This window comes from Mycobacterium toneyamaense, from assembly GCF_055384815.1.
The window spans coordinates 177855-190810 of sequence record NZ_AP040333.1 but is presented as its reverse complement, the minus strand read 5'-3'; the positions used below and the strand labels follow the sequence as shown (position 1 = coordinate 190810).

Below are 12956 nucleotides of genomic sequence, written 5' to 3'. Positions count from 1 at the left end.
CCGCGAGTGTGCACGTAGCGCGTCTCCGCCACCCGATCGGCGATCTGGACGCACATTCGCGGTGGGTCACCCAAAACCCACGACCCCCGATCTCCTGGGAGACCGGGGGTCGTGTGTTTGTACGAGAGAGCGTCAGGCCTCTTCAGCCAAGCGGTGCTTGAGGGCGTCGAATTCGTCCTTGATGCCGGTCGGCAGCTTCTCGCCGACGAACTCGAACCACTCTTCGATCAGCGGCAGCTCGTTCTGCCACTCGTCGACACGCACGGCCAGCGCCTCGTCGACGTCGGCGGCCGACACGTCCAGGCCCTCCAGGTCCAGGTCAGCGGCGGTCGGCACGATGCCGATCGGGGTGCTCTTGCCCTCGGCCTGGTGCTCGATGCGCTCGATGGCCCACTTCAGCACGCGGCTGTTCTCACCGAAGCCCGGCCACAGGAAGCGGCCGTCGTCGCCGCGGCGGAACCAGTTGACGAAGAAGATCTTCGGCATCTTGGACTCGTCGGCGTTCTTGCCGATGTTGATCCAGTGCTGGAAGTAGTCACCGACGTGGTAGCCGAGGAACGGCAGCATGGCCATCGGGTCGCGGCGCACGGTGCCGACCTTGCCCTCGGCGGCGGCGGTCTGCTCGGAACCCAGGGTGGCGCCGATGAACACGCCGTGCTGCCAGTCGCGGGCCTGCGTGATCAGCGGCACCGTCGTCTTGCGGCGGCCGCCGAACAGGATCGCCGAGATCGGCACACCCTGCGGGTCGTCCCACTCGGGCGCGACCGACGGGCACTGCGAGATCGGGGTGCAGTAGCGCGAGTTCGGGTGGGCCGCCTTGGTCTCCGTCTCCCGCAGGATCCAGTCCTGGCCCTTCCAGTCGATGAGGTGCTCCGGCTCGCCCTCGAGGCCTTCCCACCAGACGTCACCGTCGTCGGTCTTGGCGACGTTGGTGAAGACGGTGTTGCCGGCGGCGATGGTCTTCATGGCGTTCGGGTTCGACGACCAGTTGGTGCCCGGCGCGACGCCGAAGAAGCCGAACTCGGGGTTGACGGCGTACAGGCGGCCGTCCTTGCCGAAACGCATCCAGGCGATGTCGTCGCCGACGGTCTCGGCGCGCCAGCCCGGAATGGTGGGCTGCAGCATCGCGAGGTTGGTCTTGCCGCAGGCCGACGGGAACGCCGCGGCAATGTAGTACGCCTTGTTCTCCGGCGAGATGAGCTTGAGGATCAGCATGTGCTCGGCGAGCCAGCCCTCGTCGTGGGCCATGGCCGAGGCGATACGCAGCGAGTAGCACTTCTTTCCCAGCAGCGCGTTGCCGCCGTAGCCCGAGCCGTAGCTCCAGATCTCGCGGGTCTCGGGGAAGTGGGTGATGTACTTGGTGTCATTGCACGGCCACGGCACGTCCTTCTGGCCGGGCTCCAGCGGTGCACCGAGCGAGTGCAGCGCCTTGACGAAGAAGCCGTCGTCGCCGAGCTTGGCCAGCGCCTTGGCACCCATGCGCGTCATGGTGCGCATCGAGACGACGACGTACTCCGAGTCGGTGATCTCGACGCCGAGCTTGGGATCCTCGGCGTCCAGCGGGCCCATGCAGAAGGGCACGACCCACATGGTGCGGCCGCGCATGCAGCCGCGGTAGAGGTCGGTCATGATGCCGCGCATCTCGGCGGGATCCATCCAGTTGTTGGTGGGCCCGGCGTCCTCTTCGCGCTGCGAGCAGATGAAGGTCCGCGACTCGACGCGAGCAACGTCCGACGGATCCGACAGTGCGAGATAGGAATTCGGCTGCTTCTCCGGGTTCAGCTTCTGGAAGGTGCCGGCCTCGACGAGCTGAGCGGCGAGACGGTCGTACTCCTCGGCCGAGCCGTCGGCGAACATCACCCGGTCGGGCTGAGTCAGCTCCGCAACTTCACGAACCCAGGCGAGTAGCCCGGCGTGATTGGTCGGTGCGGCGTCGAGACCGGGAATGGTCGCTGAGGTCATCAAATTCTCCTGCTCGCAAATCGCAGCTATACCTCTTTAGAGGTTAACGTGAGTGACATACAAGTGGACAATCGGGCTGCTGTCCGATCTCTCACAAGAACGATTCAGAAAGCCCAATCACGGGTCCCGAACCCGCAGGTAACGCGTTTGAGGGCGCCAACTGCCGGTTACCCGTCAGTAGCGCGAGCGCTTCGGTGGGCACAATTCGTAAAGCGGTCAATTTTTCGTTTTGTGATGTGCGGACGCCATCACCGCCTGCGCCTCCAGTAACCGGTACGCCAGTTCCTCTTCACTCGCCTGCCGTGCCGCCGCGACGGCCGTCCCGACCCACCGGTCCAGCACCGCCCGCCGATGCAGCCGGGCGCGGCCCGCGATGACCGCCGCCGTCAGGGCGACACCGAGCACCAGCCCCACGCCGCCGCCGATGCCGTCGGGCACGCCCGCCAGCCCGGTCGCCACCCTGGCCAGCCCCAATGCCGCACCCAGACCGAAACCCGCGCCCAGCACGAGGCCCAACCACACCTCGTCCGGACGCTGGGCCAGCACCGGCCCCGGGATGCCGGGTGCCGGCCACCTGCCGTCGGCCTTCGGAGCGCCGAGCGCGAACGCGGTCTCGTCGCGAATCCGCGCAGCCAGCTCCACCAGCCGCTCGCGGACGCCGGCTTCGAAACTCCCGGTCGCGACCCGCCGGGACGGCACCCGAGCGAGCAGTTCGGCGTGCAGGTCGCCGTACTGCCGGCGGGACTCGCGAAGCAGCTCCAGCCGGATGCGCTGAAGTTCCAGTCGGGACGTCACGCGTCGCACTCCCGCACGTGCGAGCAGCCGCAATGCCCCGCGCGTGAGGTCCGCGGCGCAGCGTTGATGCAGGTCGGCGGTGGTGCGACGGCCGTGACGGCGCCAGTGCAGCGCCCGCCGCAGCTGGGCGTCGGGGTCCATGGCGGCGTCGACGACCAGGCCTTCGGCTGCCAGCGCAGCCGTCGCCGCGGCCGTACGCAGGGCCGCCATCGCATCGGAGGCCAACCACCGGCGCACCCGATCGTCACCCAATTCGCTTGCCGCCCAGGCGATTTCACTCAGCACTGCACATATCGACCGGTACCGGCCGGCGGCGTCGTCCGGTTCGGGGCCCGCGACGACATGCGCCAGGCCCGGCACGTCGTCCGTCAACCGCTGCAGCTCCGCGGTGAACCGCTGCCAAAGATCCCCTGACACCACCTACCCCCGGATGCCATCGTCGCACCTCGGCGCGGGTCCGGCCGACGCCGTTTTCCAGGCAACTGTTGGGTATCAATCTGCACCACGATGCGGGCTCTCACAGCCGGATGAGAGACGATGGACGAATGTATGCCCAGCGCGAGGACGACGCTGCCTCGTCGGCCGGCGCCTCGGCGGCCGAAAACGAGCCGGCCACCGAAACCACCGCCGCACCCACCCACCAGCATCGCCGCGTGACCAGCTTCCGGTCCCGCCGGTCGACCCTGTCCACCGGACAGCAGAGCACCTGGGACCGGCGCTGGCCTGAGCTGGGCAAAGTCGCCCGCTCCGAAGATGGCACCGCGGCGAGCCTCATCGACACCGCCGCCTGGTTCGGCCGCACCGCGCCGGTGGTGCTGGAGATCGGCAGCGGCACGGGTATCTCGACCCTGGCCATGGCGCAGGAGGAACCACACCTCGACGTCATCGCGGTCGAGGTCTACCGCAAAGGCCTGGCGCAGCTGCTCGGCGGCGTCGACCGGGCCGGCCTGACGAATGTGAGATTCGTCCGCGGCGACGGCGTCGATGTGCTGGAACACATGATCGCGCCGGGCACCCTGACCGCCGTGCGCGTGTTCTTCCCGGATCCCTGGCCCAAGGCCCGCCACCACAAGCGCCGGCTCCTGCAGGCCGAGACGGTGGCGCTGATCTCCAGCCGCCTCAAGCCCGGCGGCATCCTGCACGCGGCCACCGACCACGCCGACTACGCCGTGCAGATCGCCGACGTCGGCGACGCCGAGCCGACGCTGAAGCGCACGTCGGCCGATGCCGACCTGCCGATCTCGGTGCGGCGCCCCACGACCAAATATGAGGCGCGCGGCATGCGGATGGGCAGCCCCATCACCGAACTCATCTGGGAGAAGCCCGAGTGACGATCACCGAGGCCATTCCACAGGTGAAGCCCTACCCGCCCACCCCGCCGCCGGGACCCCGGCCGCACCGGGTGCTGCTGGTCTGGGACGCACCGAACCTCGACATGGGCCTCGGGTCGATCCTCGGCGGCCGGCCGACCGCCGCCCACCGGCCCCGCTTCGACGCGCTGGGCCGCTGGCTACTGGCCCGCACCAACGAGATCGCGAACGGCCGGCGACCGGACCAGCCGCCGGTGTCCCTGGAGCCCGAGGCGACCGTCTTCACCAACATCGCACCCGGTAGCGCCGACGTCGTGCGCCCCTGGGTGGAGGCCCTGCGGAACGTCGGTTTCGCGGTGTTCGCCAAGCCGAAGACCGACGAGGACAGCGACGTCGACAGCGACATGCTGGCCCACATCGCGCTGCGCCGCAGCGAGGGTCTGGCCGGCATTTATGTGGCCTCGGCCGACGGCCAGGCGTTCCGCCAACCGCTCGAGGACATCGCCCACGACGGCACTCCCGCGACCGTGGTCGGATTTCGCGAACATGCCAGTTGGGCGTTAGCGTCGGATACCTTGGACTTCGTCGACCTGGAAGACATCCCTGGTGTCTTCCGGGAGCCGCTGCCGCGAATCGGCCTGGATTCGCTGCCTGAACAGGGCGCCTGGCTGCAGCCCTTCCGGCCGTTGTCCGCGCTGCTGAGCTCGCGCGTTTAGGAAAAACTACAGATGACGTGTGCGGTGGCTGAAAATGGCAACCTCTTAGAGGGTGCCTTTGAGCTCAAATTTATGCAGATAATCGTGAGGAGCTGACGTGTTCGCCTGGTGGGGTCGAACGGTGTACCGATTCCGATACATAGTGATCGGTGTCATGGTCGCACTGTGCCTTGGTGGCGCCGTGTACGGGTCCAGTCTCGGCGAGCATGTCACGCAGAGTGGCTTCTACAACGAAGGCAGCGAGTCCGTCGCCGCCTCGGTGCTCGGTGACGAGGTCTACGGCCGCGACCGGACCAGCCTCGTGGTGGCCATCCTGACGCCACCCGACGACAAGAAGATCACCGACCCGGCCTGGCAGAAGAAGGTCAGCGGCGAGCTGGACACCTTCGTCAACGACCACAAGGACAAGGTGGTCGCCTGGGTCGGCTGGCTGAAAGCGCCCAGCGACGGGCTGAAGAAGATGACGACGCAGGACCTGCGCCACACCTTCATCACCGTTCCGCTCAAGGGCGACAACGACGACGCGATCCTGAAGAACTACCAGTCCGTCGCCCCTGACCTGTACAAGGTCAACGGCGGCAACATCAAGCTGGCCGGTCTGGAGCCGCTCGCGAGCGAGCTGACCGGCACCATCGGCACCGACCAGAAACGCGCCGAGATCGCGATCGTGCCGCTCGTCGCGGTCGTCCTGTTCTTCGTGTTCGGTGGCGCGGTCGCCGCCGCGCTGCCCGCCATCATCGGTGGCCTGACCATCGGTGGCGCGCTCGGCATCCTGCGGTTCACCGCCGAGTTCGGGCCCGTGCACTTCTTCGCCCAGCCGGTCGTGACCATGATGGGCTTCGGTATCGCGATCGACTACGGCCTGTTCATCGTGAGCCGGTTCCGAGAAGAACTGGCCGAGGGCTACGACGTCGAAGCGGCCGTCCGAAGATCCGTCATGACCTCGGGCCGGACCGTCGCGTTCTCCGCGGTGATCATCGTCGCGTCGTCGCTGCCCCTGCTGCTGATCCCGCTGGGCTTCCTGCGGTCCATCACCTACGCGATCATCGCGTCGGTGCTGCTGGCCGCGTTCCTGTCGAACACCGTGCTGCCCGCAGTGCTGGGCATCCTGGGTTCCAACGTCGACGCGCTCGGTGTGCGCACCCTGTTGAAGGTGCCGTTCCTGGCCAACTGGCCGTTCTCGCGCAAGATCATCGACTGGTTCGCCGAGAAGACGCAGAAGACCAAGACCCGCGAAGAGGTCGAGAAGGGCTTCTGGGGCAAGTTGGTCAACGTCGTGATGAAACGGCCACTGGCATTCGCCGTGCCGATCACCATCGGCATGATCCTGCTGGTCATCCCACTGGGACAGCTGGCCCTCGCCGGTATGAGCGAGAAGTACCTGCCGCCGGACAACTCGGTCCGTACCGCGCAGGAGGAGTTCGACCAGCTCTTCCCCGGCTTCCGCACCAACGCCCTGACCCTCGTCATCAAGAGCGACAACGGCCAGCCCGTCACCGATCAGCAGATCGCCCAGGTGCGGGCCAACGCCGGCACCATCAGCGGCTTCGTGACGCCGGACGGCAACGACAAGTCGAAGATGTGGGCCGAGCGGACGTACCAGGAGGGCGGCAGCAAGGACCCGTCCGTCCGGGTGCTGTCCAACGGCCTCATCAACAGCGGTGACGCCGGCGAGAAGATCAACGAACTGCGCGCCCTGCAGGAACCGCACGGCGTCCAGGTGATGGTCGGCGGCACCCCAGCGCTCGAACAGGACAGCATCAGCACGCTGTTCGAGAAACTGCCGCTGATGGTGGCGATCCTGGTGATCACCACGACCGTCCTGATGTTCCTGGCGTTCGGCTCACTGGTGCTGCCCATCAAGGCCGCCCTGATGAGCGCCCTCACCCTCGGCTCGACCATGGGCATCCTGACCTGGATGTTCGTCGAGAACGGGCACGGCTCCGGGTTGATGAACTACACCGCGCAGCCGCTGATGGCGCCGATGATCGGCCTGATCATCGCGGTCATCTGGGGTCTGTCGACCGACTACGAGGTGTTCCTGGTGTCCCGCATGGTGGAGGCCCGCGAGCGCGGCATGTCCACCGCCGAGGCCATCCGGATCGGTACCGCCACCACGGGCCGCCTGATCACCGGCGCCGCGCTGGTGCTGGCCGTCGTCGTCGGCGCCTTCGCGTTCTCCGACCTGGTGATGATGAAGTACCTGGCATTCGGTCTGCTGATGGCGCTGCTGCTCGACGCCACCGTCATCCGCATGTTCCTGGTGCCGGCCGTCATGAAGCTGCTGGGCGACGACTGCTGGTGGGCGCCGCTGTGGATGAAGCGCGTTCAGCAGAAGCTGGGTCTCGGCGAGACCGAGCTGCCCGACGAGCGCAAGCGTCCCGCGGTCCGCGAACCCGAGGATCCCCGTGCGCTGGTCGGTTCCGGTGCCCCGGTCCGCCCGCCGCACGATCCCACGCATCCGGCCCCCGGCCAGCGCGCCGTCCCGACCCGGATCACCCCGGGGCAGCCGCAGCCGCCGAGCCAGGCACCCACCAACCGGATGCCGAGCGCTCCGCCGCAGCCCCCGGCACCGCAGGCCCCGCCCGCACCCTCGTCTGCTGAACCCGCGACCACGCGGTTCAGCGCCGCCAAGGGCGCCTTCCGCAACGTGGTGTCGAACGTGACCCGCGCCGTCACCCCGCAGAACGGGGACCCGACGCCGCCGACCACCGCGATCGGCGACCCGGCGACCACCGCCTTCGGTCCGGCCTCCGAGCCCGCCACCACGGCGTTCCGCGCGCCGGGAGCGGGCCGTCCCGCCGAGCCGGGCCAGGGTCAGGGCGGTCCGGGCAACCGGGAGATCGAGTCGTGGCTCGGGCAGCTGCGCGGCAACATCAGCGCCTCCGGGCCGCAGATTCAGACGCCGTCAGACGCACCCGGCGACCAGGGCAACGAGCCGACCACGGCGTTCCGCGCCCAGCCGGCCGACACCCCTGACGCCACCGAGAAGATCGATACCGCCGAAACTCAGCGTCGCGGCACCGGCGGCGGGGTCAGCGCTGCGGATCTGCTGCGCCGGGAGGGCCGTCTGTAGCTGGCGGCGTGTCCCCCGGCGACACCGCCGCGGCCGCGACCGAACCGGCCTCGGCGAGTACCTCGGCCTCGGTGGCGCGTGGATTGTCAGCGGTCAGCACCCGGATGGCGCTGTTGAGGAATGCGACGATGGGCACGGCGATCAACGCGCCGATGACGCCTGCGGTGACGCTGCCGCCGGCGATCGCCAGCACGACGGCGAGCGGGTGGACCGACACCGCACGGCCCATGACGATCGGCTGCAGCACGTGCGCCTCCAGCTGCTGCACGGCGATGATCAGGCCGAGCGCGATCAGCGCGTAGATCCAGCCCTTGGCGATCAGTGCCACCACCACGGCCACGAAACCGGTCACGACCGCACCGACCAGCGGGACGAACGCGCCGAGGAACACCAGCGACGCCAGCGGCAGCGCGAGCGGCACCCCCATGATCGCCAAACCGGTGCCGATACCGACGGCGTCGACCATCGCCACCACGAACGTGGCGCGGACGTATCCGATCAGGGAGCCGAATCCGGCCCGGCCGGCCTCGCGCACCCGGTCCCGCACGGACGACGGGATGATCTTGGTGACGAACGCATAGATGTCCCGCCCGCCGTGCAGCAGGAAGATCAGGGTGAAGAGGGTCAGCAGCAGGCCGGTGACGATCTCGGTCAGCGCGCCGGCGGTGGAGAAGACCCCGCTGGTGAGCTTGGACTGGTTGTTCTTGAGGGCATCGATGGCGGTCTGGCCGACGCTGTTGATCTGGTCGGCGCTCAGGTGCAGGATCGGGCCCTCGGTCAGCCACTTGCGGGCGCCGTCGATGCTCTTGGTGACCTGCTCCACCAAAGCCGGTGCGCCGTCGATGAATTGGAAGACGACGAACGTCAGGATGCCGCCCATCACCACGATGGAACTCAGCAGCATCACCGCGACGGCCGCGCCGCGCGGCAGACCGCGCCGGGTCAGCAGGTCCACGGCCGGCAGCAGGAAGGCCGTGGCCAACATGGCCAGCAGCACGGGCACCACGATGACCTCGAGCTTGATGACGATCCACAGCACGGCGAGCACCGCGCCGAAGATCGCCAAGAACCGCCACGACCAGGCTGCGGCCTTGCGTACCACCGGATCTACCGCTTCGTCGGCTTGTGACATGGGCGCCAGCGTAGCGCCGCCCGATGACACCGCGGGGTCGTTGCGCCATGCGGGCCGCGTACGGCGAGCCGCCCGCGACACGCCGGATACGCTGTAGCGGTGTCACACGAGGCTGCCCCCGGGTCTTTGACGGCCCGCCGTCGCGGCCTCTGGGCGGCGTGCCGGCGCGCCGATGCCCGTTCGGCACCGGCCCGGCCCCGCGGCAAGTACTGGTGGTTGCGCTGGGTTCTGATCGGTATCGCCGTCGTCGTGCTGACCGTCGAGGTCGTGATGGTCTGGGAGCAGCTCGCCAAGGCGTGGCGCAGCCTGTTGTCGGCGACGTGGTGGTGGGTCGCCGCCGCGGCCGTCGCGGCCCTGGCCTCGATGCACAGCTTCGCGCAGATTCAGCGCACCCTGCTCCGGTCCGCCGGTGTCCAGGTCAAGCAGTGGCGGTCCGAGGCCGCGTTCTACGCGGGCAACGCGCTGTCCACCACCCTGCCGGGCGGCCCAGTGCTCTCGGCCACCTTCGTCTACCGCCAGCAGCGGCTGTGGGGCGCCTCGCCATTGGTGGCCTCGTGGCAGCTGGTGATGTCCGGGGCCCTGCAGGTGGTCGGGTTGGCCCTGCTGGGCCTGGGCGGCGCGTTCCTGCTCGGCGCGAGCAAGAACCCGCTGTCGCTGATCTTCACGATCGGCGGTTTCGTGGCGCTGCTGCTACTGGCCCAGACCGTCGCCGCCAATCCGCAGCAGATCGACGGCATCGGCGTGCGGCTGCTGTCGTGGTTCAACTCGCTGCGCGGTAAGCCCGCCGACACCGGGCTGGAAGGCTGGCGCCGCACCCTGAACCAGCTGGAGTCGGTGAGCCTGAGCCGCCGGACCCTGACCGTCGCATTCAGCTGGTCGCTGTTCAACTGGATCGCCGACGTCGCGTGCCTGGCCTGCGCGGCGTACGCCACCGGCGGGCATCCGTCGCTGGCCGGCCTGACTGTCGCGTATGCCGCGGCCCGCGCCGTCGGCGCGATTCCCCTGATGCCCGGCGGGCTGCTCGTGGTCGAGGCGGTGCTGGTGCCCGGCCTGGTGTCCAGCGGCATGACGCTCGCGGCGGCCATCTCGACGATGCTGATCTATCGACTGGTCAGCTGGATCTTCATCTCGGCCATCGGCTGGGTGGTGTTCTTCTTCCTGTTCCGCACGGAGAAGGACTTCGACCCGGATGCGCCCGAAACCCCTTCCCCCGCACCGGGTGTGCCGCCCGCCGACCCCGAGACCTCGCATGATCCCGGGTAGCCGGCCGGCGGCGGCACTGCTGCTCGCCGCCGCGCTGACGTCCTGCACGACGGCACCGAAATCGGTCCAGTCTTCTACTCCCGCAACGACTTCCATAGGCGCCGAGCCGATCGTCACGCCCGTCCTCGTCGACGTCGTGGCCGAACCCGTGCCCGTTCCGGCGACCGACGGGAAGGTGCATCTCGCATACGAGCTGCTGCTGACCAACACCTCCCCCGAACCCGTGACCGTGGATTCGATCGCCGTCCTGGGACCCGCCGGGCCCCTGCTGCAACTGTCCGGCGCCGGCCTCGCCTACTGGACGCGGACCATGGGCACCCGCATCAGCAGCAACGATCTGGCGCCCGGACAACGGTCGATCGTCTGGCTGGACGTCAAACTGGACGCGGGTGGCGCTGCGCCCCAGCAACTTTCACACCGGGTGGTGGTCAAGGTACCCAAGCCGATGCCGCCGCTCGTGCCACCGGTGGTGACCGAGAACGTCGCACCCGTGACGGTGTCCGACCACAAGCCCGTCGTACTCGACCCGCCGCTGCGCGGCTCCGGCTGGCTCGACGCCAACGGCTGTTGCGACATGACGCCGCACCGCATGGCCCTCAACCCGATCGATGGAAAACTCTGGGCCGCAGAGCGATTCGCCATCGACTACGAGCAGCTACGGGCCGACGGGCAGCTGTTCAGCGGGGACCGCGCGAAAACGGACAGCTACCTCTACTTCGGCTCGGACGTGCACGCGGTCGCCGACGGCCCGGTGGTGGCGGTTCTCGACGGCCTGCCCGAGCAGGTGCCGGGTGTCGACCCGACCGGCCTCACGCTGGCGCAGTACGGCGGCAATCACGTCGTCCAGGACATCGGGAACGGAAACTTCGCCTTCTACGCGCATCTGAAGACCGGCAGCGTCAAGGTCAAGCCGGGTGACCGGCTGACCACCGGGCAGGTGCTGGGCAACGTCGGCAACACCGGCAATTCCAGTGCGCCGCACCTGCATTTCCACGTGATGAGCGCACCCGATCCACTGCGCGCGGACGGCCTGCCGTTCGTGTTCCGCTCGTTCCGGCTCACCGACCGACTGGCCAACATGGCAGCCGTCGACGCGCTGGAGGCCGGCGGTCCCGCGCGTCCGGAACCCGGCTTCACCGCCCGCGCCGAAAACAATGTCAGCCCACTGAATCTGGACGTGATGACCTATGACAACTGAGCAGACCACCGGAAATCGCAGTGCCGCACTGGCTTTCCTCACCGACGTGGTGTTGGTGGTGATCTTCTGCTCCATCGGCCGGCGCAGCCACGCCGAGGGCATCACGCTGGCCGGTGTGGCGCACACCAGCTGGCCGTTCCTGACCGGAACCGTGGCGGGCTGGGCGCTGGCGCGGGGCTGGCGCCGCCCAACCGCGCTGAACCCGACCGGGTTGGTGGTCTGGGTCAGCACCATCGTGATCGGCATGCTGCTGCGCAAGGCCTCGGCTCAGGGCGTCGCGGTGAGTTTCGTGATCGTCGCCTCGACCGTCACCGCCGTCTTCCTGCTCGGCTGGCGCGGCCTGGCTCGCCTCCGCAAGTGATTTGTGCACGAAAATCCGCGCCTACCGCGGATTTTCGTGCACAAATCCCGGGTTAGCGGGCGGCGGGGCCGGGGATGCCGCAGCGGTCGCGGATGTCCTTGAGCGGCTGCCGGATGCCCTGCAGCTCCGCCTTGGTCTGCGGGTTGGCGGCCAGGTACTGCTTGACCTTGGCGTGCGCCTGGTCCTTCGACAGGCCCCGGAGGCTGGTGAAGAAGTCGTTCACGTCGGGGTGGGTGAACAGGTAGGCGGAGGTCGAGGCCTCGACGCCCGACTTGACGCCGGCGATGTCCGCAGAGGTGCAGTTGGGCGGCAGGTCGTCGGCGAGGGCCGACGGCACGGCACCGAACAACATGCTGCCGGCGACCGCGCCGGCACCGATGAAACCGGCAACAACGCGTCGCTTGGCCAGAGCGGAAAGCATCATGTGGTCAAACCCCTTCGTCGAGAGCTCCGATGTCGGCGACCAGTACCGATGCCGACACTGGAAGCTAATCAGAAAGTGCGACGACTTTCGCGGGGTGCCAGATAAGGAGCTCCGGGCGCGGCCGGAACTACCGCGCGGCGGGTGCCGACACGGCCTGAGCCGCAGGCACAGACCCCGTCGCCGTCGTCACGCCGGGCAGGGTGGGCGTGAACGGCACGGCGCCGGGCACGCTCGGCATCGCGGGCAGCGTGGCGGGCAGTCCGCCGCCCTGCTGCGCCGACTGCATCAGGCCCATCAGCTGCGGCAGCGTCAGCGGCAGCTTGCACTGCGACGACAACGTCACCAGCGGCGCCTGCAAGTTCTGCAGCGCGGCGCCCTCCTGCGGGTTGGCATCGAAGTAGGTCTTCAGCGCTGCCAACGACTGCGGGCCGGGCTGCTGCTGCGAGATGTTGGTCAGCGTCTGGTTCGCGGTGGGGTGCGCATCCAGGTAGGTGCCCGTCGAGGTGGCCACCATGCCGATGGTCTTGGCGACCTGGCTGGCCGCGCACGGATCCTGGCCCGCACCGGCCGACGGAGCCCCGAACGACGTCACCATCACACCGCCGACTGCAGTTACAGCGAACGCCCCGGCAAGTCCGCGGCGAACCGCCACACTGGTCGTCTTCATGGCAAATCTCCTCACCGGTTTACGGACCAGAGACGGCCATGTAAACACTCGG

11 protein-coding genes are annotated in these 12956 nt (G+C 68.5%); 6 read left to right on the top strand and 5 right to left on the bottom strand.

Annotated elements, in window-relative coordinates; all coding sequences use genetic code 11:
* Nucleotides 1–132 precede the first annotated feature (132 nt).
* The gene (locus ACZ5IQ_RS00885; protein ID WP_212807940.1) at nucleotides 133–1962 is read right to left on the bottom strand and encodes a phosphoenolpyruvate carboxykinase (GTP); all 1830 of its coding nucleotides are present in this window, start codon (nucleotides 1960–1962) and stop codon (nucleotides 133–135) included.
* 216 nt (nucleotides 1963–2178) lie between these two features.
* Nucleotides 2179–3174, bottom strand: a complete 996-nt coding sequence (locus tag ACZ5IQ_RS00880; RefSeq protein ID WP_464480667.1) for a hypothetical protein — start codon at nucleotides 3172–3174, stop codon at nucleotides 2179–2181.
* 110 nt (nucleotides 3175–3284) lie between these two features.
* Between ACZ5IQ_RS00880 and trmB the strand changes: the two genes are divergently transcribed.
* The 3 genes from trmB to mmpL3 all read left to right on the top strand — a co-directional run bounded on the left by trmB (nucleotide 3285) and on the right by mmpL3 (nucleotide 7859).
* Nucleotides 3285–4088, top strand: a complete 804-nt coding sequence (trmB, locus tag ACZ5IQ_RS00875; protein ID WP_464480666.1) for a tRNA (guanosine(46)-N7)-methyltransferase TrmB — start codon at nucleotides 3285–3287, stop codon at nucleotides 4086–4088.
* Nucleotides 4089–4102: 14 nt separating this feature from the next.
* Complete coding sequence (locus tag ACZ5IQ_RS00870; protein ID WP_244872895.1) at nucleotides 4103–4783, top strand: NYN domain-containing protein; 681 nt, start codon at nucleotides 4103–4105, stop codon at nucleotides 4781–4783.
* Between the two features lie 97 nt (nucleotides 4784–4880).
* Entirely contained in the window at nucleotides 4881–7859 is a 2979-nt protein-coding gene (gene mmpL3, locus ACZ5IQ_RS00865; RefSeq protein ID WP_212807936.1) for a trehalose monomycolate exporter MmpL3, read from the top strand.
* Here mmpL3 and ACZ5IQ_RS00860 read toward each other — a convergent pair.
* Nucleotides 7819–8991, bottom strand: a complete 1173-nt coding sequence (locus tag ACZ5IQ_RS00860; RefSeq protein WP_212807935.1) for an AI-2E family transporter — start codon at nucleotides 8989–8991, stop codon at nucleotides 7819–7821. The two genes, mmpL3 and ACZ5IQ_RS00860, sit on opposite strands and share 41 nt — an antisense overlap.
* Nucleotides 8992–9090: 99 nt before the next feature.
* Here ACZ5IQ_RS00860 and ACZ5IQ_RS00855 point away from each other — a divergent pair, with 99 nt between their 5' ends.
* From ACZ5IQ_RS00855 to ACZ5IQ_RS00845, 3 genes are read left to right on the top strand one after another with little or no spacing between them, the layout of a single operon-like run.
* Nucleotides 9091–10254 carry a lysylphosphatidylglycerol synthase transmembrane domain-containing protein gene (locus ACZ5IQ_RS00855; RefSeq protein ID WP_244872709.1) on the top strand — a complete coding sequence of 388 codons (1164 nt, stop codon included), beginning with the start codon at nucleotides 9091–9093 and terminating at the stop codon, nucleotides 10252–10254.
* Nucleotides 10241–11452 (top strand): M23 family metallopeptidase, encoded by a 1212-nt coding sequence (locus ACZ5IQ_RS00850; protein WP_212807934.1) that lies wholly within the window; start codon nucleotides 10241–10243, stop codon nucleotides 11450–11452. The genes ACZ5IQ_RS00855 and ACZ5IQ_RS00850 overlap by 14 nt, the downstream gene beginning before the upstream one ends.
* The gene (locus ACZ5IQ_RS00845; protein ID WP_212807933.1) at nucleotides 11442–11813 is read left to right on the top strand and encodes a DUF3054 domain-containing protein; all 372 of its coding nucleotides are present in this window, start codon (nucleotides 11442–11444) and stop codon (nucleotides 11811–11813) included. Before ACZ5IQ_RS00850 ends, ACZ5IQ_RS00845 begins: the two co-directional genes overlap by 11 nt.
* Before the next feature lie 52 nt (nucleotides 11814–11865).
* Here ACZ5IQ_RS00845 and ACZ5IQ_RS00840 read toward each other — a convergent pair whose 3' ends face one another.
* Together ACZ5IQ_RS00840 and ACZ5IQ_RS00835 are read right to left on the bottom strand one after the other, a co-directional pair.
* Nucleotides 11866–12237 (bottom strand): heme-binding protein, encoded by a 372-nt coding sequence (locus ACZ5IQ_RS00840; RefSeq protein WP_212807932.1) that lies wholly within the window; start codon nucleotides 12235–12237, stop codon nucleotides 11866–11868.
* Between the two features lie 127 nt (nucleotides 12238–12364).
* Nucleotides 12365–12904 (bottom strand): hemophore, encoded by a 540-nt coding sequence (locus ACZ5IQ_RS00835; protein WP_212807931.1) that lies wholly within the window; start codon nucleotides 12902–12904, stop codon nucleotides 12365–12367.
* Nucleotides 12905–12956 lie beyond the last annotated feature (52 nt).